The organism is Bacillus sp. LQ16, assembly GCF_057784645.1.
In genome coordinates, this window is the sequence record NZ_CM173491.1 from 1,747,976 (window position 1) to 1,770,673 (window position 22,698).

At 33.7% G+C, this 22,698-nt stretch carries 24 protein-coding genes; 15 read left to right on the top strand and 9 right to left on the bottom strand.

All coding sequences use genetic code 11. The features are described from left to right. Positions 1-3: 3 nt before the first annotated feature. On the bottom strand, positions 4-1,827 hold the full coding sequence (gene asnB / locus AC3EMB_RS08940) for an asparagine synthase (glutamine-hydrolyzing) (protein ID WP_488517637.1): 1,824 nt from the start codon (positions 1,825-1,827) through the stop codon (positions 4-6). 261 nt (positions 1,828-2,088) lie between these two features. On the opposite strand from asnB, the gene AC3EMB_RS08945 reads away from it, so the two are divergent. Then, positions 2,089-2,655, top strand: coding sequence for a sigma-70 family RNA polymerase sigma factor (locus tag AC3EMB_RS08945; protein ID WP_053564809.1), 567 nt, complete (start codon positions 2,089-2,091; stop codon positions 2,653-2,655). Continuing rightward, a complete protein-coding gene (locus AC3EMB_RS08950) occupies positions 2,652-3,755 on the top strand; it encodes a DUF4179 domain-containing protein (protein WP_488517638.1) in 1,104 nt (367 codons plus the stop codon). Before AC3EMB_RS08945 ends, AC3EMB_RS08950 begins: the two co-directional genes overlap by 4 nt. 41 nt (positions 3,756-3,796) lie before the next feature. Here AC3EMB_RS08950 and AC3EMB_RS08955 read toward each other — a convergent pair whose 3' ends face one another. Beyond that, positions 3,797-4,870 carry a WD40/YVTN/BNR-like repeat-containing protein gene (locus tag AC3EMB_RS08955; protein WP_098678587.1) on the bottom strand — a complete coding sequence of 358 codons (1,074 nt, stop codon included), beginning with the start codon at positions 4,868-4,870 and terminating at the stop codon, positions 3,797-3,799. A gap of 210 nt (positions 4,871-5,080) precedes the next feature. On the opposite strand from AC3EMB_RS08955, the gene AC3EMB_RS08960 reads away from it, so the two are divergent. Further along, on the top strand, positions 5,081-5,980 hold the full coding sequence (locus AC3EMB_RS08960) for a cation diffusion facilitator family transporter (protein WP_089170764.1): 900 nt from the start codon (positions 5,081-5,083) through the stop codon (positions 5,978-5,980). A gap of 193 nt (positions 5,981-6,173) precedes the next feature. Further along, positions 6,174-6,344, top strand: coding sequence for a Fur-regulated basic protein FbpA (gene fbpA / locus AC3EMB_RS08965; protein ID WP_000098302.1), 171 nt, complete (start codon positions 6,174-6,176; stop codon positions 6,342-6,344). A 56-nt stretch (positions 6,345-6,400) separates the two neighbouring features. On the opposite strand, the gene AC3EMB_RS08970 is transcribed toward fbpA, so the two are convergent. Both AC3EMB_RS08970 and AC3EMB_RS08975 read right to left on the bottom strand, forming a co-directional pair. Beyond that, positions 6,401-7,072, bottom strand: coding sequence for a GntR family transcriptional regulator (locus AC3EMB_RS08970; protein ID WP_089172099.1), 672 nt, complete (start codon positions 7,070-7,072; stop codon positions 6,401-6,403). Between the two features lie 16 nt (positions 7,073-7,088). Continuing rightward, complete coding sequence (locus tag AC3EMB_RS08975; protein ID WP_089170765.1) at positions 7,089-8,054, bottom strand: DMT family transporter; 966 nt, start codon at positions 8,052-8,054, stop codon at positions 7,089-7,091. A gap of 137 nt (positions 8,055-8,191) precedes the next feature. On the opposite strand from AC3EMB_RS08975, the gene AC3EMB_RS08980 reads away from it, so the two are divergent. Next, entirely contained in the window at positions 8,192-8,503 is a 312-nt protein-coding gene (locus AC3EMB_RS08980; RefSeq protein ID WP_089170766.1) for a DUF3784 domain-containing protein, read from the top strand. A 35-nt stretch (positions 8,504-8,538) separates the two neighbouring features. Here the strand turns inward: AC3EMB_RS08980 and AC3EMB_RS08985 are convergent, their stop codons facing one another. Then, positions 8,539-9,726 (bottom strand): GTP-binding protein, encoded by a 1,188-nt coding sequence (locus tag AC3EMB_RS08985; protein ID WP_089170767.1) that lies wholly within the window; start codon positions 9,724-9,726, stop codon positions 8,539-8,541. Between the two features lie 168 nt (positions 9,727-9,894). On the opposite strand from AC3EMB_RS08985, the gene AC3EMB_RS08990 reads away from it, so the two are divergent. The 4 genes from AC3EMB_RS08990 to nhaC all read left to right on the top strand — a co-directional run bounded on the left by AC3EMB_RS08990 (position 9,895) and on the right by nhaC (position 14,423). Further along, positions 9,895-10,887: a permease gene (locus AC3EMB_RS08990; RefSeq protein ID WP_340785042.1), complete on the top strand. Its 993-nt coding sequence runs from the start codon at positions 9,895-9,897 to the stop codon at positions 10,885-10,887. Between the two features lie 13 nt (positions 10,888-10,900). Further along, complete coding sequence (locus tag AC3EMB_RS08995; RefSeq protein ID WP_340784262.1) at positions 10,901-11,782, top strand: TIGR03943 family putative permease subunit; 882 nt, start codon at positions 10,901-10,903, stop codon at positions 11,780-11,782. Positions 11,783-11,897: 115 nt separating this feature from the next. Then, a complete protein-coding gene (locus tag AC3EMB_RS09000) occupies positions 11,898-12,557 on the top strand; it encodes a class I SAM-dependent methyltransferase (protein ID WP_488517639.1) in 660 nt (219 codons plus the stop codon). Positions 12,558-13,019: 462 nt separating this feature from the next. Beyond that, positions 13,020-14,423, top strand: a complete 1,404-nt coding sequence (gene nhaC / locus AC3EMB_RS09005; protein WP_000843986.1) for a Na+/H+ antiporter NhaC — start codon at positions 13,020-13,022, stop codon at positions 14,421-14,423. Positions 14,424-14,462: 39 nt separating this feature from the next. Here nhaC and AC3EMB_RS09010 read toward each other — a convergent pair whose 3' ends face one another. Both AC3EMB_RS09010 and AC3EMB_RS09015 read right to left on the bottom strand, forming a co-directional pair. Beyond that, positions 14,463-14,843, bottom strand: coding sequence for a MerR family transcriptional regulator (locus tag AC3EMB_RS09010; RefSeq protein WP_340784258.1), 381 nt, complete (start codon positions 14,841-14,843; stop codon positions 14,463-14,465). Between the two features lie 16 nt (positions 14,844-14,859). After that, positions 14,860-15,570, bottom strand: a complete 711-nt coding sequence (locus AC3EMB_RS09015) for an SDR family NAD(P)-dependent oxidoreductase (RefSeq protein ID WP_416474536.1) — start codon at positions 15,568-15,570, stop codon at positions 14,860-14,862. Positions 15,571-15,761: 191 nt separating this feature from the next. On the opposite strand from AC3EMB_RS09015, the gene fumC reads away from it, so the two are divergent. Next, positions 15,762-17,150, top strand: a complete 1,389-nt coding sequence (gene fumC / locus AC3EMB_RS09020; RefSeq protein ID WP_168410433.1) for a class II fumarate hydratase — start codon at positions 15,762-15,764, stop codon at positions 17,148-17,150. Between the two features lie 95 nt (positions 17,151-17,245). Here the strand turns inward: fumC and AC3EMB_RS09025 are convergent, their stop codons facing one another. Further along, positions 17,246-17,668 carry a PH domain-containing protein gene (locus AC3EMB_RS09025; RefSeq protein WP_000669072.1) on the bottom strand — a complete coding sequence of 141 codons (423 nt, stop codon included), beginning with the start codon at positions 17,666-17,668 and terminating at the stop codon, positions 17,246-17,248. 163 nt (positions 17,669-17,831) lie between these two features. Here AC3EMB_RS09025 and AC3EMB_RS09030 point away from each other — a divergent pair, with 163 nt between their 5' ends. The 3 genes from AC3EMB_RS09030 (at position 17,832) to AC3EMB_RS09040 (ending at position 20,630) form a co-directional block, all read left to right on the top strand. After that, positions 17,832-17,993 (top strand): hypothetical protein, encoded by a 162-nt coding sequence (locus tag AC3EMB_RS09030; protein ID WP_000221432.1) that lies wholly within the window; start codon positions 17,832-17,834, stop codon positions 17,991-17,993. A gap of 365 nt (positions 17,994-18,358) precedes the next feature. Next, on the top strand, positions 18,359-19,123 hold the full coding sequence (locus tag AC3EMB_RS09035) for a DUF2087 domain-containing protein (RefSeq protein ID WP_001280271.1): 765 nt from the start codon (positions 18,359-18,361) through the stop codon (positions 19,121-19,123). Between the two features lie 97 nt (positions 19,124-19,220). Beyond that, complete coding sequence (locus AC3EMB_RS09040; protein ID WP_000804127.1) at positions 19,221-20,630, top strand: MATE family efflux transporter; 1,410 nt, start codon at positions 19,221-19,223, stop codon at positions 20,628-20,630. Between the two features lie 57 nt (positions 20,631-20,687). On the opposite strand, the gene AC3EMB_RS09045 is transcribed toward AC3EMB_RS09040, so the two are convergent. Then, positions 20,688-21,386, bottom strand: a complete 699-nt coding sequence (locus tag AC3EMB_RS09045; protein WP_000762116.1) for a peptidase E — start codon at positions 21,384-21,386, stop codon at positions 20,688-20,690. A 392-nt stretch (positions 21,387-21,778) separates the two neighbouring features. On the opposite strand from AC3EMB_RS09045, the gene AC3EMB_RS09050 reads away from it, so the two are divergent. Both AC3EMB_RS09050 and AC3EMB_RS09055 read left to right on the top strand, forming a co-directional pair. Further along, the gene (locus tag AC3EMB_RS09050) at positions 21,779-22,177 is read left to right on the top strand and encodes a DUF3942 family protein (RefSeq protein WP_000347529.1); all 399 of its coding nucleotides are present in this window, start codon (positions 21,779-21,781) and stop codon (positions 22,175-22,177) included. Positions 22,178-22,284: 107 nt separating this feature from the next. Further along, a complete protein-coding gene (locus AC3EMB_RS09055; RefSeq protein ID WP_000495052.1) occupies positions 22,285-22,698 on the top strand; it encodes a BlaI/MecI/CopY family transcriptional regulator in 414 nt (137 codons plus the stop codon).

Below are 22,698 nucleotides of genomic sequence, written 5' to 3' on the forward strand. Positions count from 1 at the left end.
TTGTTAAGCAATATGGATGTGATATGTTTTCAACCATTCATTTACTTGTAGCATATACTCCATGGCACTTCTTGCCTCAAAATTGTTAATCTCTTTATTACTTTGATCAGCAATTGAAAGTAAGATGGAATGGTTAATAAGTGAGAAAATAGGATTGTTTTTATTGTTACACATATCAAGTGTTAAATTACGGATTGTTTGTAAGTAGAGTGGATCTTGTGAAGTTGGATAAGCGCTTTTTCTTCTATTGCGTACATCGTCAGGTAAAGCTGGTTGTAGTGCTCTACGTAAAATGCCTTTTTCAATATTATCAATACTTTTTATGTTGAAAGGAACATTCCATAAATATTCAACTAATCTATAATCACAAAACGGTACACGAACTTCAAATCCAACAGCCATACTCATGCGATCCTTACGGTCAAGTAAGAAAGGAAGGAATCTTGTTAAAAATAAATAAAACATTTGGCGTTGTTTCGCGGATTTTTTACTTTCGCCTTCAAGAGTAGGTACTTCAAGTATCGCCTCTTGGAATCGTGTATCAATATAGTCTTCTAGATTACATTGGTTACTTACCTCATTTAGTAGAAGAGGAGATGTATTTTTCCAATTTGTTAGCCAAGGAAACTTATCTACATATAGTAGTTCTTCTTGATGAAACCAAGGATATCCACCGAATACTTCATCAGCCGATTCGCCGGATAAAGCTACGGTCGCATCTTTTTTCATTTCGCAAAATAGTAAATATAGTGAAGTTTCCATTTCACCAGCACTCGGTAAATCTTTTGCATGAAGGGGAACGAATAATTGATTTGCTAATTCTTCAGCATTCACAATAATATCATGATGCGCTGTCCCGACATGTTCAGAAACGCGTTTTACCCAAGGAGCGTCTAAACCAGTGCGAGCAAATGTCAGCTCGAAATCTTTTGCACTATTTACAAAGTCAACGGAATACGTATGAAGTGTTTTATTTTCCGCAGCAAATTCTTTACCCGCAAGTGCAGTAATACCGCTAGAGTCTAATCCGCCTGATAACATACAAACGAGAGGAACATCGGCAATTAATTGTCTTTTTACTGTATCTTGTAAAATAGATAAAATATGCGAAGATGTATCTTCTATAGAGTCTGTATGGAACTTACTTTCTAAATTCCAATACTTCGTAACTACTTTTTTATGACGTGTAAACGTTATACAATGTCCAGCACGCACTTCTTGAATATGTTTAAAGACGCCACATCCTGGAGTGCGAAATAAGCCTAATCCAAATATTTCATTTATTCCATCCGCATCAAGTTCAGCAGGGACAGATGGATGCGCTAATAATGCTTTAATTTCAGAGCCGAAAATAATACTGCCATTTCTTTCTGTAAAAAAGAGTGGTTTTACACCTAAATGATCTCGTGCTAAAAACAATTGTTGCTTCTGATCATCCCATAAGGCAAAAGCGAAAATTCCGTTTAAATGTCGTACACAGTCTTCTTTCCATTCTAAATAAGCATGTAGTAATACTTCTGTATCTGAATGGGTTTCAAATGCATGCCCACATTTTTGAAGCTGCTCTCTAAGTTCACGGAAATTATAAATTTCTCCATTATAAGTAAGAGCATACGTATAATCACCAGCACGAAATGTTTTTGGCTGCGTTCCTCCTTTAGGATCTATTACGATTAATCGGCGGTGTGCAAAAGCTGCGCGAGGTGAAAACCAAAATCCTTCAGCATCTGGACCACGATGCTCAATACTATTTGCCATCTTTTTTAAAATAACATGTTGATTTGAAAGGTCTTCCTTCCAATCTACCCAACCTGTAATTCCACACATACACATCTCATCTCCTAAATTAAAATAGTAGATTAACGAAATAAAATGTACACTAAGTTAAAAAGTGACTATATAAATAGTGTACTACATGAATTAAATTACAGACTTGAGAAAATTTTCTTTGAACGCATAGTTATGTGAGACAATGGCTAAGGGAAAGTATTCCATTACATACAAAAAATAAAAAGATGAGAGAAAAAATTTTCTCAGACGTTATATAGGGTGTAAAAGCTTTTACAAAACAATAAGGGGAATCGCTACATGAAATCAAATGAGAAAAATTTTATAAAAAGATTACAGCGGCAAAAAGAAGACGCGTTAGAATTTGTTGTCGATACATACTTACCACTCATAAAGGGGATCACGCATAAAGTTCTACTTCCCATTCAAAATGATGGACTCATAGAGGAATGTATAAACGATATATTTCTTTCCATTTGGAATAACGCAAATAAATTTCATGGAGAGCCGAGTGATTTTAAAAAGTGGATTGCAGCGATTGCAAAGTTTAAAGCAATTGATTATTACCGGAAATCGACTAAAACGGTAGAAATCATTTCAGATGAGTTTCATATCAGTACAGAAAAATCAGCAGAAGACGAATTAATCGTTATGGAAGATAGGGAAGAATTATTGAAGCTCATTAATCAATTAGAACCGCTAGATCAAAAGGTGTTCATTATGAAATATTTATTTGGTATGAAGACAGAGGAAATAGGTGACAAGTTAGGATTAACTCGGGCAGCCATTGATAATCGAGTGTACCGTGGGAAAAAGAAACTACAACAAAATGCTACGAATATTAGTTTTGGAGGTAGTGCAATATGAAAGACATTTATGAACTATTAAATGATATTGATATAGACGAAAAAGAACTAGAAGAAATTGAGGCTTCTGAAATTGAAAAGGAAAAAGTAAAACGAAATGTAAAACAATCGATACGTACGAAGAAAAAGATGAAAAGTTGGAAAAAAGGTGTCGCTGCTGCATCTATTTTAGTAGGATTATCAGTTGCAACACTCGGTATCGGATTTCCTACATATGCGGGGGGATTGCCAATTGTCGGTGACATATTCCGATTTTTAGATAATGGTAGAACAGGGTTATATGAAAATTATAAAGAATTTTCGACTGAGTTGAATATGACGAGAGAGAGTAATGGAGTTAAGGTTACCATTAATGATGTAATTTCTGATGGCAGAACATTATCTATAACGTATTCACTGGAAAGTGAGCAGGACTTAGGGGAGGATCCTATCATATTATTAGGTGGATTGGATATAATGGACGCTCATGGTAGTTCAGGCAGTGGTAAAATGACTAAAGTTAATGAAAAAAAGTATGTAGGTATGGTAACAACGACGCATCATGATAGCAATAAAAAGGACAAAGTAAACTTTAGATGGAATATAGAGAGAATAGAGATGCCAGATAGGAAAAAATCAATACAAGGTAATTGGAATTTCGCCTTAACTGTAAAATCAGTGGATAGTAAAGAGAGAACAATTGGTGGGAGTTCGGAAAAAGAAGGTATAAAAGCAAATATGGAAAAGGTCGCAATATCGCCAGTTTCATTTATTCTTTATTACAATCAAGAGGTTTCTAAGGGCGCGAGGAAAGAATGGGATAGTGTAGATGTTGAATTGACGGTTAAGGATGATTTAGGGAATATTTATTCGGGTGAAGGAAATGGGGGAAGTGGCAACGATCCTTACAATATCCATTGGAGTGCCACCTTCCAAAAACTAAACGAAAATGCAACAAAGCTTATCGTTACACCTCGTGTGCACTTGCAAGTACATACACCTGAAAATCATGGTGGAGTAGAGTATGTGAATGGGAAAGAGAAGAAAATAGAAGTGCCGAAAAAAGAAGCGAAGAGTAAAGATATTGTGTTAGATGATATGGTCATTGATTTAAAGAAATAAAAGAGAGACTGCCTAAAACCATTTAGGCAGTCTTTTTTTCGTTAAGAACTAGTAACGAGCAATGCATGCGGATGCTGCGTTTTATATTCATCTTTCCACGGAATATTTAGTTGTTCCCACGATTCGCCGCTATCATTGGATTGAAAGACGCCATTGTTATTTAACGTGTAAAACGTATGTGGTTCAGCCTTGTTTGTCGCAAACATCGAAATGACTGTACCGATTGCAGATGGTAGTCCTTGTTGTACTTGCTGGAAAGGAGTATCTTTCGTTTTTCGATAAATATAAGATTCATAAGGGATACGGTGATGAGCCAGATCAGCACTTGGCGCGGCAGAAACTAGAATCGTATTACAATCAGCTGGATCAATTGCCATGCTGTATAAATAATGATGTTCAAGTCCTTCACTACATGAGATCCAGCTGTTTCCATTGTTATAACTTTCAAGATAAGCACGATCAGGTCCGCCCATAAATCCGTCACCACATGATGCATAAAGACGATTTGGTGCTTCAGGGTGCATAAGTAATTGATGAGCATCGATAGGAGCACCGAATTTTTTATCAATCCATGTATGCCCTTTATCATTACTTTGAATAACAGCACCAGCTTCGATTGAAACGTGTATTGTATTAGGGTTGTTTGGATCAACTGTAATCCAGCGTACGTGATGGGTAAAAGGTCTAGGCGGGAAAGCCCACGTATAAGAAGATAATAATGATTTCATATTTTTAAGTTCAGTCCACGTTTCACCACCATTTTCAGAGCGAAATAAAGCGCTCGGTTCTGTGCCGACATAAACGACCCCATATCCGTTCACTTGTTCATTTGAGCTTATTGTTATGGAAGTGATAGAGGAGTGCAAAATACCATCTTCTTTAGGGAAATCAAAGTAACGATAGGAATCCCCAATTGGTCGCCAAGAATCCCCACCATCATCGCTTAACCATAAACCTCGTCCAAATGTTCCGCAATATACACGGTTTGGGTGGAACGGATCAACAGCGATACAGGTAGGTTGCATATTTTGTAAGTGGTAAGTCGTTTCATAATTATCATATTGTTCTTTCACTACAACAAGTTCACGTTCCATACAGAGAAATAAACGTTTCATTTAAGTAACCTCCTTAAAATTCTTTCATTAGTAAACAATATGAAAATAAAAAAGAAGTAGTCTTGTTTTATTTGAGAAAAAGGGATTGTCTAAAAAATAGCGAAGTGTGTATACAGAGGAAGCGGGCGTTTACAATCAGTCGATTCGGGATAAAGATGGGGAGTTTGTTTCATACTAACATACAGATATTGTACTTAAAGGAGTATAAGTATGGGACATTCGCATGATCATGGTCATTCAAAAAATAAAAAGGCGTTACTAATTGCCTTCCTACTAACAACAAGTTTTATGATTGCAGAAGTTATTGGTGGATTTGTAACAAATAGCTTAGCACTACTATCTGACGCGGGGCATATGCTAAGTGATGCAGTATCTTTAGCTTTAAGTTTACTTGCGTTTAAGCTCGGAGAAAAAACAGCAACAACTGTGAAAACATATGGATATAAGCGAGTCGAAATGTTAGCAGCATTATGTAACGGTGTCGTTCTTATTGTCATTTCGGTATACATTTTTATTGAAGCAATCCGTCGTTTTAAAGAACCAGTTGAGATTGCTAGTAATGGGATGCTCATTATTGCAGTCCTTGGTCTGCTTATTAATATTTTATCAGCTTGGATATTAATGAGAGGCGGAGATGTGAAAGGTAATTTGAATTTAAGAAGTGCTTTCTTACACGTACTAGGCGATCTATTGGGTTCCGTCGGAGCGATCATTGCTGCGTTACTTATTAAATTTTTCGGATGGACTGCTGCAGATGCGATTGCTAGTATTTTTGTGTCTATTTTAGTCATTATTAGTGGATGGCGTGTAACACGTGATACGGTTCATATATTAATGGAAGGTGCACCACAGCACATAAATGTTGAAGAGGTAAAAAGTACGTTATTAAATATTCCGGTTGTAAAAGAAGTTCATGATTTGCATATATGGTCTGTCACATCTGATTTTCAAGTATTAACTTGCCATTTGATTATTAAAGATAATGAAACGCAAAGTGTATTAAAAGAGGCTACGGATGTATTAAAGGAAAAGTTTCATGTAGAACATGTCACCATTCAAGTAGAAATAGATGGTGCATTTAATCATGGTGAGACAACTTGCAAAGTATGAAAGAAAAAGGGTAAGAAAATGTGTCATAACATTTTTCGCATGGCATACATATATATAATGTGGCCACAAATACTTTGTAAGGTAAATATTTCATGAAATTACTTTACTTATAAAGAGTCATCTTTTATAATCAAAAGTGGTAATTGATAAAGATTATCATTTTCAATGATCGTAGAAAGGAGTTTTTTAAAAGATGAGTAGTCAACTCCGTTTTGCTGTTGAAAATCGTAAGAGGCATTTAATTGATGAGTTAATTGGAGCAGGTGTGTTTAAGATTCGCGACCGACAATTATACGAGCTGTCTTTAGAGGAATTGGAAAAAGAGTACGAAGATATGGAAGATTATGCAAATATTCAGGCGTAGCTATATAGATTAGTAAAAGGAGAGCTGGTTACGATATAATGTAACCAGCTCTCTTTTTATTTCGTAGAAATTATTTTTTGTATTTCTTTCATGGGACGGAGCCAGTTTTGAGTCATTATTTGTTCCATTTGTTTTTCGTCCTGCTTCTGCAATGCTTGAATGATAGAGTGATGTTCTTCAATAGATTGACTTGCTGGAACAAAGTTTTGGAAAAACAAATATTCAAGACGTAAAACGTGAAGTTGTATATTTTCTAGAAAGGGTTCAATATATTGATTTTTAGCAATAGAAGAAATTGTATTGTGGAATTGTATATCTAATTCTAAAGCTTGTTTTGCGTTTTTTTTCTCTATAGAGTGCTGAAAATGATCATTTATTTCAGAAAGTAGTTGAATATCAGCGTCTGTAATGTTTTGAAGAGCTTGCTTTCCTATAATAGAGTGAAGACCAGCCATCGTTTCATAAATGATAGATACGTCGTCTAACTTAATAGGAGCAATTTTCGTTTTTTGCCCTGGTACCATTTCCACTAATCCAGAAAGCTCTAATATTTGAAGTGCTTCCCTTACAGGTGTTCTGCTTACTCCTAGTGCCTCAGCCAATTCCCCATCATTAATTTTTTCATTGGGCTTCAGTACACCTTCAATAATCCAATTTTGTAGTTGATTTAAAACGAGTGATTTTGCTGAAATTCTTCCTGGTTTTTTATAATTTTGAGGGACAGGCATAGTGAATTCAATCCTTTCATTGTATATTTTCCTTTTTTGCATGAACAAGCTTTAATTTTTGTTTCCCTTCATCCGGCTTTTGGCTTAAGATGAGCACCATTACAATGACACAAAAAGCGCCTAATAACTGAAAAGATTGAAATGGCACGTGCAATATAAGTACAGAAGAAATAATAGCTGCGAGTGGTTCTGTGCAACCAAATAATGTTGTTTCTTTCGGAGTAAGGTATCGTATGCTGTCTAAGTATAAATAAAAGGCAATAAGTGTCCCGAAAATGACGACAAATGTGATGAGCGGTAGGGTACTTAGTTTTACATATTTCATAGTTGATAATAAAATGAATTCGTTTGTAGAAATAAAGTGTACAATCGTTACACCAATACCCCCAATAATCATGCCCCATCCAACGATAACGGAGGAAGACCATTTTTCTAACAATTCCTTTGAATATAAACTATAAAAAGCGAGAGATAATCCAGATAAAACACCCCAAATAATAGCTGGTGTAGAAACAGCCAAGTTATGAACAGACCCGTTTGTTAGTAAGAGAAAAGTGCCTACTAATGAAAGGGTAATTGAAATGAAATCAACTTTTGATGGACGAACGTTCCATTTGAAAAGTAAGTATACAGTGATGAATATAGGAGCTAAATATTGTAATAATGTTGCCACGGCAGCATTTCCTTCTTTAATTGAAGCGAAATACGTATACTGTACAGCAAGCATACCGAATAGACCAAACAAAATCATTTTAATAGCATCAGATTTTTGTTTCCAAATGCCAAATATCTCTTTTTTTCTCGTTCCGAATGAGGAAATAATGAGCAAAATAATTCCAGATATAAGTAAACGGATCGTAACTAACCATTCGGTTGAAACATTGTCATATTGAAAAAGCTGTTGTGCAGCTGTACCAGACAAGCCCCATAAACAAGCACCGATTATGACCATTATAATTCCTTTTAATCGATTTGAATCCATATGATTTAAAATTCTCCTTTCTAAAAATATAAATTGAATACAATATGCAATATATCACAGAATGACTCGTTAATAAACTGAAATTTCTAATTTTATTTTTTTATGTATAGTAAAATATTGTAGAGGAGGGGGAGTATATGTTAGCTGGATTTTTAGTTTGTTTATTTGTTGGGTTACTTATCATTTTTTTAGGGTATCAAATACATGTGAAAAAGAGGTTGTTTTTGTTAGCGGGATATCAAGAAGAAACGTTTGTTGGAGATAAAAATAAATTAGCGAAGCTTTCAGGAGCATTTTCTTATATAGTTGGAGTTGCTACTATAATATTACCGCTTGGCTTAGAAAAAATAGGGGATGTAGTTGGTATCGTATATGCTATATTAATTGTTTTAGGTACAGTTGTATTTATAATTAAAGCAAACCTATTAAATAAGAGTGCTATAAAGTAAAAAGGCTTCATTCTACTGAAGCCTTTTATTAATTATTATGAAGTATAAGTAAAAGCCGGAATAGGATCAATAAATGTATTCCACTTTTGTCCCATTTCCTTTTCTGTTAATAGACAATCATCTAATGATTGTTCAATCACAGAACGATTCATATCAATACCGATAAATACGAGCTCAGTTATTCGATCTCCATATCGCTCGTCCCAGTTTTTTAATACTTCTGGTTCTTCTGCAATCATTTGATTTCTTTCAGTTTCAGGTAATGCGGCTATCCATTCACCGGCTCCTTGAATTGTAATAGAGGAACCTGCTTGAGATAGAAGCCCTATCATATTATTACGAGATGCGAGCCAGAAGAATCCTTTCGCTCTTACAACATCTAAAGGCCATTTTTCTAGCCAATTCATAAGGCGCTCGGGATGGAAAGGATATTTGCGACGGTAAACAAAGGAATTGATACCGTATTCTTCCGTTTCCGGTGTATGATGTTCACTATTTAATTCTTGTATCCAGCCGGCCGATTGACTAGCTTCTTCATAATTAAATAGATTTGTGTTTAAAATTTCTTGTAATGGTACTTTGCTAAACGAAGCTTCAAGAATTTTTGCATTAGGATTTAATTTTTTTAGTAAATGATGAAGCTCTATCACATCTTCTTTTTCTAGCAAATCTATTTTATTAAGAATAATTACGTTTGCAAACTCAATTTGATCTATTAATAAATCAATAACTTCCCGGGTATCATTCTCATCGATTGCTTGTTTTCGGTCTAATAAACTTTCTCCGTCTGCAAAATCATCCCAAAACCTATTTGCATCTACAACTGTAACCATCGTATCGAGGCGACAATTTCTCGTTAAATCAATGTTAAGAACTTCGTCTGTATAAGTAAATGTTTGAGCAACTGGAATAGGCTCACTTATACCAGAAGATTCAATAATAATATAGTCAATATCACCATTTTCAACAAGACGATTCACTTCTATCATTAAATCTTCTCGTAGTGTACAACAAATACAGCCATTTTGAATTTCTACTAGTTTTTCCTCCGTACGTGAAAAACCACCCTTTTTTATAAGAGATGCATCAATGTTTACTTCGCCCATATCATTAACGATGACAGCTACTTTTAAGTTATTCTTATTAGTCAAGATGTGATGTAGTAAGGTAGTTTTTCCAGATCCTAAAAAACCACTTAATACAGTGATAGGTACTTTTTTCATGAAATGATCTCTCCTTTAAATCGTAATGATTACGTTTTATGTTAAACGATGAGAAAAGAAAAAGCAAGAATAAATCATAATGATTACGATTTAAGAATAGAAATAGACTATAAAATTTGTGCTGTAGTATGGAGCATTTGGACAAGCACATGTTTACATATAAATAAAATGGAGGCGAGAAGCTTGGTCTTTAATAGAGTTTCAAAAGAATTAGTAGGCATAGCTCTTATCGCTATGTTTCTCTTTTTATTATTTTTTGTAGATTTTACAAGTCTAGCAAATTTGCACAAAAATATGCCACAGGAATGGTTGAATGTGAATACAGTATTTTTAAGTATCATTTTTGAAGCAATACCCTTTATTTTATTAGGGGTAATTGTTTCTTCATGTATTCAAGTGTTTGTGACGGAAGATATGATTCAAAAAGTAATGCCGAAATCTCCGATTGTTGCAATGATTCCGGCAGTATTTGTGGGAGTTCTTTTTCCAATGTGTGAATGTGTCATTATACCAATTGTAAGAAGGCTCATTCAAAAGGGGTTACCACTTCATGTAGGCATTGTTATTTTACTGAGTGCACCCATTATGAATCCAGTTGTTCTTTTATCTACTGTATATGCGTTTCCAAAAAATGATTACGTAGTATATGCACGCTTTGGGATAACAATTTTAGTTGCTCTATTCATAGGTCTAATTGTGTATTATTGCTATCGCGAAAGAAATGTTTTAAAAGATGTAGAGGTTTCAGTTCAAACAAGCAAAAAAAAGAGTTGGAAAGATGTTATGAATCATATTGTAGATGAGTTTTTTGATACTGGTAAATATTTATTGATTGGTGCTTTTTTAGCAAGTGTATTTCAAACGTTTTTTGATCGGAATGTACTGGATGCAATAGCACATAACGAAGTAATTGCCCCCTTTATTATGATGGGATTTGGTTATGTTCTATCAATTTGCTCTGCAGCAGATGCTTTTATAGCGGCATCTTTTGGAAATGTTTTCTCGGTAAAGGCACTTCTCGCATTTCTTGTGTTTGGGCCTATGCTTGATATGAAAAATACGTTAATGCTATTTGCATATTTTCAAAAGAGATTTGTATTCTTTTTGATGGGAATTGTGATTGTATCTGTGTATACCATCCTGCAAATCATAATGTTATAGGAGGTGAGAAAGAATGGAGAAAGAGGAGCGGAAGGCATATCATCGCTATATACGTGGCATTATTTTAATTGGTTTAGCAATGCTCTTATTTAAGCTACTTGTAACAGGGAATATTTATAATTTTATCGCTCCAAAAATGATCAAATTTACGTATATAGCTTTTGTAGTAATTTTAATTGTTGGTACTGTGCAAGTTTTGGGAGATGGAAGAGAAAAACAGCATGATTGTAATTGTTGTAAACATCATACAACATCAAAATCAGGGATAAAAAGTTTCTTTGTATATGTTTTATTTGTCGTTCCGATAGTTAGTGCTTTTCTCTTTGGAAGTGTAACAATTGATGGAAGTTTAGCAGGAAAAAGGGGTATGAATCAAAGTGTACAGGCGAGAAGTCTAGAAAGGAACGAAAAAGAGGGGGAACAGGTTAAGTTTGATGGGCGAGAAGTATCCGTTGATCCAGAAGAAACATCAAATTTATCAACGACTTATAAAACGGAAGAGCAAGTAGTAAAAAGTATGTTAGGACAGCGTAAACTACAAGTAAAGGATAAGGACTATGTTCAAACAATGAATGTAATTGGTCAAAATGTTAATTGGTTTAAAGGGAAAGAAATTACATTCTTAGGGTTTATATATAAGGATAAAGATGTGACGGGTAATAAAGCAGTAGTGGCTCGATATGGTATAACTTGTTGTATTGCGGATGCATCAGTCTGGGGGATGATTGTTACCGGGAAAAATATTGAAAAAACTCCAGAAGAAACATGGGTGAAAATAACAGGATTATTAGATGAAACGACATATAAAGGAACAGTCTTTCCACTTGTAAAAGTAAACAAAATCGAGAAAATTAATAAGCCAACTGACCCATATGTATATGATGCTTTACCTTAATAGAAAAGAATAAATTCTTCATATTTTCATGAAATAGAATCATAATCAAGGCGATAAAAAAATAAAGATAAGAGTAATTTGGTTTGTTAAAAATATGTGCAGAAGGAGTTATGCGATGAACTGGGTTACTCATAAACCATCATTTGAATTTGAAACATTTAGTCCTATTATTCGGTCACAATCTGCGTGGAGTGGACATTTAGATTTTGCATATGACTTAGTACGATTTGAAAAACCAGAAACTTTAGTTGAGTTAGGTACACATCTAGGTGCTTCTTTCTTCAGTTTTTGTCAAGGAGTAAAAGATGGAGGGTTATCGACTAAATGCTTTGCAGTAGATACTTGGGCTGGAGATGGGCATACAGGTCCATATGGAGAAGGGGTTTTTCAAATAGTAGAAAAAGTAGTGAGTGATAACTACCTTAATATAGGAAATTTAATTCGATCTACTTTTGATGATGCTGTAGAGCGGTTTCAAGATGAAACGATAAATCTTTTGCATATTGATGGCTATCATACGTATGAAGCTGTTTCTCACGATTATAATACATGGCTACCGAAAGTCGCGAAAAACGGTATTGTATTATTTCATGATATTGAAGTTAGAAGTCGTGATTTCGGCGTATATAAGTTTTGGGATGAGGTAAAAGCGAAGTACCCTCATTTTCAATTTGCGCATTCATATGGACTGGGAGTGTTATTTCCGAAGGGTTGTAGTGATAAGTTTGAGGAAATACTTAAAAATAAAGAAGAAATACAAAATATGTATAAATAAAGGTAGGGCATGCATCATTTTAATGATGTGTGCCCTATTTTTGTTTGGGGAATTATGGTTTGAATTAAAAAGTGAAGATAGTTGTAAAAAGTTTTGTTGCAGCAAATATTAAAAGAGTTAGTATGGGATTGTTTTTTGTAAATAAAGTGAAGCTTTAATAGGTTCATGTCAATTCGGGATTTTACAGTAGTTAATTTCTTAACTAAGTGCTTTGCACTTACTAAATTTTGATACAAGGGTCTTATTGACCGAAAATATCGGGATAAATAAAAATACAACATTTTTTATATTTTTCATTGCGAAAAACGTAATCTACTTTTACAATAGAAAGGGTTGTGAATATATTATACTGGAAAAATAAATCGAAATAATATGAAAATTTTGTTTTGTCTTCGCTAATTGTATATTACATACATGTAAGACGACATACGTCATGTTATCGACTTGTAAGGAGAGAAAAAAATGAAAAGTGTAAGATTACCATCGATGCTAGAAATCATAGTTCTTTTATTACTATTTCTTGCTGTTGTCTTTTCCTTCCAAACGATTTTTGATCTCCCAATTCAATTAGCGCTATTTATTTCATGGTTTTTAGTAATTGCGCTTGGATTAAGATTAGGATTTCGTTATCAAGAATTGCAAGATGCAATTACGAAAGGGATTTCTAACGGATTAGAAGCAATACTGATTTTAGTTGCAGTAGGTGCTTTAATTGGAACATGGATTGCTGGTGGGGTAGTACCAACATTAATCTATTATGGATTAGAATTTATTCACCCTAGCATATTCCTATTAGCAACATTAATTATTTGTTCTATAACTTCTATCGCAACAGGAACGTCTTGGGGAACAGTGGGAACAGCAGGTATTGCTATGATGGCGATTGGTGAAGGACTTGGTTTACCACTTCCGCTTGTTGCTGGTGCAGTTCTTTCAGGAGCTTATTTCGGCGACAAATTATCACCACTTTCTGATAGCACAGTTCTTGCAGCTTCTATGGCGAAAGTAGATGTTATTGCTCACGTTCGAGCTATGCTCGTATTAGATGTTCCGGCTTATATTATTACTAGTATTATGTTTACTGTAGCTGGTTGGATGTATGGCGGCGATAATGTAGATTTGAATCGAGTAGAATTTTTAAAAGAAGCTTTATTAAAGCAATTTGATATTAAAATATGGATGCTTATTCCAGCGGTCATTGTTATCGTTCTATTAGCGATGAAGAAACCATCTATGCCAACAATTGCAATGGGAGCTTTAATTGGTGCAATTTGGGCAACTCTTTTCCAAGGGATGAACTTTGGAGAGGCGATTGGAACAGCTTATAACGGATTCTCAATTCAATCTGGTGTTGAGTTTGTTGACAAGTTATTAAACCGTGGTGGAATTAACGGCATGCTTGGCTCAGTAGCCGTTATTATTTTCGGTTTAGGATTTGGTGGATTACTTGAAAAATTAGGTGTTTTAAAAGTAATCGTATCAAAATTCGAGAAGAAATTAAATTCTGCAGGTAATGTAACATTGTCTACCTTAATCGTGGCATTCTTAGCTAATATATTTGGTTGTGCGATGTATGTATCACTAATTTTAACACCAAAAATTATGGAAGATAGCTATGATAAATTAAAAATAGACCGTCGTGTATTAGCGCGTAACTCAGAAGTAGGTGGAACGTTAACTTCAGGTATGGTTCCATGGTCTGATAATGGTATTTTTATGGCTGGTATTTTAGGTGTAGCAACGTTCTCATACGTTCCGTTTATGTGGTTAAGCTTCGTATCGTTAATTTTAGCAGTTATTTATGGATATACAGGCAAATTCATCTGGTATGTAGATGATGCAGATAAAGGAAAGCAAGCATCATAAAATAAAAATCACCTTCTACAATATGTAGAAGGTGATTTTTTATTTTTTAATAGCATTTTCTGAAGTTATTTCATTCTCGTATTTAGCAATTTTTTGTTGTATCTTTTTTAAGTTTTTTTCAGTGTCTTGAATGAGCTGTAAGACATTGGTTTCCTGTTGTTTCATTAATTCCAGCCGTTGAAAGATAGTAGATTCTCCTTCCATAGACCAGTCGATAAATTGTTTTATTTTTTGAATTGGCATACCAGTGTTTTTTAAACACAAAATCATCTCTAAATATTTCAGTGCTTCTTCGTCAAAAACTCGATCTCCTTTTTCATTTCTTTGAAGAAAAGGGAACAGTCCTTGTTTATCGTAATAATGTATTTGAGAAATAGTTAAATGTTGCATTTTGGCGACTTGCCCAATTGTATAATACATATCATTCATCCTTTTATTACCAAGGTATAATGCCATCTTTATTTAGTATTTTACCATTATAATTTGTTTCACTTAATGCATATTTAATAATAATTTTAGCACTTTCAGTGGTTGTATGGCCACCGGGGGAATTTCCATTAAGATCCGTAGTTGTAAAACCAGGAGTTACCCCAAATACTTGTGGACCGTTAGTGGCAAATTCTTTACTAAAAGCTAATGTTAAAGCATTAATAGCTGTTTTGGAAGAATTATATCCTAGTGTATTAATTGGATGTGTTTCACCATTAGCAAACATTGTTAGTGAGGCCATGTCAGTTGTTACATTTATGATTTTACTGTTGCTTGATTTCTTTAATAATGGTAAAAAGGCTTGCATCATTTGGAAAGTTCCAAAAAAGTTAACTTCAAATCCTTGGCGTAAAGTTTCAATATTTAATTCACTAGGTAGCGTATTGAAGTCTAGCGCTATGCCTGCGTTATTAATTAATAAATGTAAGTGGTCAGTCGTTTCGTAAATTTTCTTTGTTGCTTCTTGAATGGATTGTGAATTTGAAATATCTACTTGAATATAGGAAACGTTTGAAACATTTAAAGATTCTACGGCTTGTTGTCCAAGTTGTTCATTACGAGCACCTAAAAATACGTGATAATCTTTTTCTGCTAATTGACGAACAAGTTCATATCCAATTCCTTTATTCGCACCTGTTATAAAAGCATATTTTTTCATATTGAATTCCTCCAGTAGTGTTATAGTAGGTTACAATGGAAAGGATACAGCCTAAACTTAAGTTTAGGTCAAGAGGAATTTTTTAAAATAAATATAGAATATCTATATATAAGAGTGAGAATTCTTATCATTTAAGAGAAAGTCTGTTATTATAAGAGATGTAGGTATTATATTTTCAAGGGGATGAAAACATGGAGTACAGAATTGAAAGAGATACATTAGGAGAAATAAAAGTTCCAGCTGATAAATTATGGGCAGCACAAACACAACGTAGTAAAGAAAACTTTCCAATTGGAACAGAGCCAATGCCGCTTGAAATTGTAAAAGCATTTGCAATTTTAAAGAAGAGTGCAGCGCTTAGCAATCAAAAATTAGGAAAGCTATCAGAAGAAAAAGCAGAAGCAATTGTAGAAGCTGCGGATGAAGTGATTGCAGGGAAATGGAATGAACATTTTCCGCTTGTCGTATGGCAAACAGGTAGTGGTACACAGTCAAACATGAATGTGAATGAAGTAATTGCAAATCGTGGGAATCAAATTTTGAAAGAGAAGGGATCTGACGTACACATTCATCCGAATGATGATGTGAACATGTCACAAAGTTCAAATGATACATTTCCAACGGCGCTTCATGTAGCTTGTGTAATCGCAGTAGAAAATCACGTATTACCAGCAATTACGAAATTAAAAGAAACTTTAGCAGAAAAAGTAACTGCATTTGAACATATTATAAAAATTGGTCGTACACATTTACAAGATGCAACGCCGTTAACTTTAGGGCAAGAAATTAGCGGATGGCACCGTATGCTTGAAAAAACAGAGCGTATGATTGCAGAGAGCAATACATATATGAAAGAGTTAGCAATTGGTGGAACTGCGGTTGGAACAGGTATTAATGCTCATCCTAAATTTGGTGAGATGGTATCAGAGGAAATTAGTCAATTTACAGGTAAACAATTTGTTTCTGCACCAAATAAGTTCCATGCATTAACGAGCCATGATGAAGTTGTATATACTCACGGTGCATTAAAAGCATTAGCTGCGGATCTAATGAAGATTGCTAACGATGTACGTTGGCTTGCAAGTGGTCCACGTAGTGGTCTTGGAGAAATTATTATTCCAGCAAATGAACCAGGGAGCTCTATTATGCCTGGTAAAGTAAATCCAACGCAAAGTGAAGCATTAACGATGGTTGTAGCGCAAGTGATGGGGAATGATGCAACAATCGGATTTGCTGCGAGCCAAGGTAACTTTGAGTTAAACGTATTTAAACCTGTAATTGCTTATAACTTCTTACAATCAGCTCACTTATTAGCGGATGCAATTGTTTCGTTTAATGACAATTGTGCAGTTGGTATTGAAGCAGATGAAGAAGTAATTAATGAAAATGTGAATCGTTCACTAATGCTTGTAACAGCGCTAAACCCACATATCGGATATGAAAATGCAGCGAAAATTGCGAAGCATGCTCATAAAGAAGGATTAACTTTAAAAGAAGCAGCATTGCAATCTGGACTACTAACAGAAGAGCAATTTGATGAAATTGTAGATCCAAAGAAAATGATTGCTCCAAAAGAGTAATAGAAAAAGCCAAGATTCTTAGTATAGAATCTTGGCTTTTTTGATGTTCATTTTTAAGTTTCATCTACTTACAATAATGCAAGCTTCAAAATATATTATTTGTTAGCAGGCGTATTCATTACTTTCATCTGTGGGCAGTTCTCTTTTAAGAGTGAAATGAATTTTTCTTCTTCTTGTGGTACGAAAGTGGTCACTGAGTCAAATAAATTATAATTAATTTCTAATTGTTGCCTCGTCCATTTTTTTGAACGAAGTTTTTTGCCAGAGTACTTAATATGACGAATGTCTTTAAATGGGATTTCAGTACGAAGTATGAAACCGTGTTTTACAACAAGAGATGATTCCGTTACGTTGTAGTGAGAGAAATAGAATGAAGAAAGATTCACGATATTTAGCAGCATCATGAGAGTGAAAAAAATAGAATTTTCATTTTGGAAGAATAACGAAACGAAAAAAATAATTATAAATAATGTAATGAAAATGACGTGGAATGGATTTTTTTTCGCTTTAAATTTCAAGTTTGTCACCTCGGTATACTTGTTCTTTAACTAAATTAAATCATAACATTGTGATAAAACGTGTGAATATGCAGAATTGCATATTCACACGTTTTATTATTCATGTAAAATTTCTTGATGGGATAAATTCAAAAGAAGTTTTGTAATAGTGGAGTGGCATGAAGTGACTTACAAGAATAGAAAGATAGCGTTAGTCATAATTAGTTGTATGATGATTATGAGTAGTTGTGCTAATAAATTTGTTGAAGATAGAAATCGAAAGCATACATTTGTACAAGCAAGTAAGGTTTTAGTAGAGACTGTAAATAGAATATATAAAAAGTAAAGGATGTTTTCTTATACGAAAACATCTTTTTTGTAGTTAAAATTGAATACTGAAGTTTTGGAATGAGTGAATACCAGTTCCATATTCACTAATCGCATATGTATTCTGTGCAATTTGTTTATCGGTAAACTAAGGGTCTTGAAGAATATTTATGTTCTATTTCACATCCTATAAAATGAATTTGTATAAACATATTCGCTTTTCTTTGTATTAAACCCTTTTGTTAGATGTTTTTATAAAAGTTTATAAAATGGGTAAACGAAACATTGAAATGTTTGTTTGCGTTGTGATAAGATGGTGAAGTGATAGTAAATGTTATGCTGATTTGTTTGGTTTTAAATAAACATTTTAAAGGAGTGTTTAGTATGAGTGATATTTCAGAGAAGTTTTGGGATGCGTCAATAGAGGAATTAAAGAAAGGGTATGTGTTTGATGAAGAAAAAGAGGAGTACATTTGCTTAGCTTGTGGTGAAACATTTATTAAAGGTGTTATTTATCAAGATAACCAAATTTTGTATGAAGCAGAGAAGTTCGTCCAATTGCATATTCAAAATGAGCATACGTCTATGTTTGATTATTTGTTAAATATGGATAAGAAATTTACTGGTTTAACGGATTTACAAAAGAAAATGGTTCAGTTTTTCCATATGGGACTGAATGATAAAGAAATTGTAAAAGAAATGGATGGCGGAAGTACATCAACAATTCGTAATCATCGATTTACACTGCGAGAGAAAATGAAGCAAGCAAAAGTATTTTTAGCGCTAATGGAATTATCAGAAGAAAAATCAAAAGTACAAACGAAATTTGTGCCAATTCATAGAACAGCAACGATGGTGGATGATCGATACAATATTACGGAAGAAGAAAATGATGAAGTATTAAAAGCTCATTTTACAGAAGGATTAGATGGACCTCTCTCTAAATTTCCGAAGAAACAAAAGCGCAAATTAATTATATTGCGCCATTTAGTGAAGAAGTTTGATAGTAATAAAAAGTATACTGAAAAAGAAGTAAATACAGTGATAGAAAATGTATACCCTGATTTTGTAACATTAAGAAGATATTTAATCGAATATGGATTTTTAGATCGAACAGCCGATGGAAGTCAATATTGGGTGAAGTTATAATCATACGAAAAGAAAATGAATAGAAGCACAGTATTATAACAACTATACAAAGAGATAGAGATTGAAAATAGATGTTTAATAAAAGGAGAAATGAAATTTGAAACCACCTGCAGATAACAATAAAGAAGGTGCGGAGTCACATAAGTTGGAAAGTGAGAGTAAACCGATTTGGAAATCGATGTCGATGTTTTTAGTACCGTTATTATTAAGTAATGTACTACAATCAGTTGGACAATTATTTGGTATGGTAGTAGTAGGAAGATGGCTTGGAGTTAATGATTTAGCGGCTATATCAGCATTCTTCCCATTATTTTTCTTGCTCGTTTCATTTGTAATTGGTATCGGTTCAGGAAGCTCTATTTTAATTGGTCAGGCGTTTGGTGCTAAAAACGAAGATCGTTTAAAAGCTATCGTTGGTACGACGTTGACGTTTACCTTTATTATTGGAGTTGTGTTGGCGATAATAGGCAGTATTTTTGCGATGGATATTATGCGTCTAATGGGAACGCCAGAAAATATTATTGAAATAAGTGTACATTATGCACGGATTTTATTTATATCGATGCCAGTATTATTTTTATATTTCGCATATACAACATTTATGAGAGGTACAGGAGATTCTAAAACGCCATTTTACTTTTTAATTGTAAGTACAGCGCTAAATATGATTTTATTACCAGTTCTTATTTTTGGATGGTTAGGAGCTCCGAAATTAGATGTGTATGGAGCGGCCTATGCATCTGTTATATCTACAGTTATTACGTTTATTGTCATGCTTGTGTATTTAAAGAAGAAAAATCACCCATTACAACTAGATGGCACGGTTAGAAAATACCTTCGAATGGATGGGGAGTTATTAAAGCTATTGCTAAGGCTCGGTATACCAGCAAGTATAAATATGATATTAGTATCATTATCTGAGATTGCCGTAATCGCATTTGTAAATCGTTACGGTTCGGATGCAACAGCTGCTTACGGCGTTGTGAATCAAGTTGCAAGTTATGTACAAATGCCAGCAGTTAGCCTTGGTATTACAGTTTCCATTTTTGCGGCACAATCGATTGGTGCGAATCAATTTGATCGATTGCAGAAAGTTGTGAAGGCTGGAATTATTATGAACTACGTCATCGGTGGTGTGTTAATATCTCTTATTTACTTATTCTCAAGAGACATTTTATCACTATTTTTAACAAGTCAAACTACAATTGAAATTGCTCATAGCTTAGTTATGATTACGTTATGGAGTTATTTAATTTTCGGTCATGCACAAATTATTAGTGCGACAATGCGAGCGAGCGGTACAGTACTTTGGCCAACTGTTATTGGAGTTGTTTCAATTTGGCTTGTAGAAGTACCCGTAGCATATTATCTTTCTTACCATACAAGTCTTGGAATAGAAGGCATCTGGATCGGGTATCCAGCAGCATTTATTGTCAGCTTAATATTACAGTATGCATATTATAAGCTTTCATGGCAAAAGAAACGAATTACACGATTAGTTAGTTAAATAGAAAAAATGTCCCTAAGTTATTAGACTTAGGGACATTTTTTCGTAAGTGCAGGTTTACAAATAGCTTTTTAAAGTGATATCAAAATGTTGTCTAATGAGTGTTTTATCACTCATATAAAACTCCCACGCTTTTTCCGGTTCACCGATAATCTCAAAGGATTCTTCTGTAATATATAAAGCGCAATTATCCTCGAGTGCAATTCCTTCTATATTCCCTTGATGATTTTGTAAAAAGGAATGGAAGGCGTTCATTCTGTTTAATTGATTATAATGTGGACAAAATCTTTTATTAACAATCCCCCATCCGTTACTTTCTATATAACCAGAACCTTCATAATCTGATCGGATACTAGACGTGAACCAACACATAGCACCAGCGCTATAACCAGCAATAAGTGTTCCTTGTTGCAGAGCCAATAATAATTTTTCATCGAGTCTATGTTCTTTCCATTGCGTAAGCATGTGAATATAGTTCCCGCCACCTAGATAAATTAAATCGGCTGAATGAATCATCTCGTCTATTTCATACTTAGAAGGTGAATCTGTTGTAGTACGTAAAATTTGTACTTCACAATGTAATTGTTTTTCAAACGTGTCTAAAAATAATTTTATATAGCTTTCATCATCATGACTAGCCGTTGGAATAAACAATATTTTTGGGTACTGTTTATTTGTTAATTCTATAAGGCGTTCATTAATAGGCAAGTGATTTGAATCTTGTAAATCACCGCCACCAATGACAGCTAATTTCATAGTAAAGCACCACCTAATCATTTTTGTTATATAAAAATTCGATAGAAGAGAGTTACATTCCTTCCGTAATGTAATCAATAATTAGAAAATATAGCTTAAGTATATCGGAATAGTAAAGAAACTACTGACTATATATACCAATGCATTAGAAACCATTCATTGATATATAATATTTCATACTAATGTTTCAAAATATGGAAAAAATATGTTTAAATAGATATAATGACGCATTCGTTCATATTGAATTTATACTTATATTTTAAAAGGGTATCGGAAATAATAGCGATTTTCTAAAACAGTTTTTACTTTTAATAGGAAGTTGTATTACAATATGGTAAAATTATTTCAATATATTTATTTAATATGAAATACAAAGAAGGAGCGTGAAAAAAGTGGATTTTCGATTTGAATTTACAACGAAGCTGAAAGAATACTTAGACGATGAGAAGGATGAAAAAATAATAAAAGATGGACATAGAGATGTAATTTTTCACTATTTATATGCGTTAGAGACTGAAATTGGCGTTGTTAAAAATCCTAATTTTACTTTTTTTGCATCAGGAAGACGTTCACATATAGTGTTAGAAAACGTTGAATTTAAAACAGAAGTGAATGTGAAAAGTAATATAATCGAAATTGTAAAAATAGTGGATAATGTAGTTATTCCGTTAGATACTATCGTAGCGAAAGATCGGGAATTATTTGCCCTTGGGCGTAATGAGAAGTTTAGTGTACAAATATTAGAGCAGTACCTTTTTGATACATTTGGAGAAAAATTAGGTTTAAAATGAATGGAATAGCCTATGTATTTATAGGTAGTTAATTTTCGTATATATCATTTACGTTTGACCTTTCATTTAATTTGTACTACAATTCGTAGTGTGAAAGGAGTTGTACAATGTTTACTCAAAACTATAAGTTAAATGAGCACGGGTTAAATCATTTCTTTGGACCGCTTGAAGCAAAAATTATGGAGATTGTTTGGTCTAGCGATGGTATTACGATTAAAGAAGTGCAGCAGAAATTAAGTGAAGAATCACCTGTGAATTTTAACACTGTTATGACAGTTATGAACAGGTTAGTAGAGAAATTACACTTAGAAAAACAGACTGTGAAAAGAAGTGGCATATATCGTGCTGTACAAACGAAAGAAGAATTCTTATCCAATCAAACGAAGAAAATGACACAGGAATTGATGGGGGAATTTGGAGATTTAGTTGTAAATCATATGTTAGATGAGTTAGAGCAGGCTGATCCGACTTTAATAAAAAAGTTAGAAGACAAATTGAGTCAGTTAAAAAAAGAGGATTAA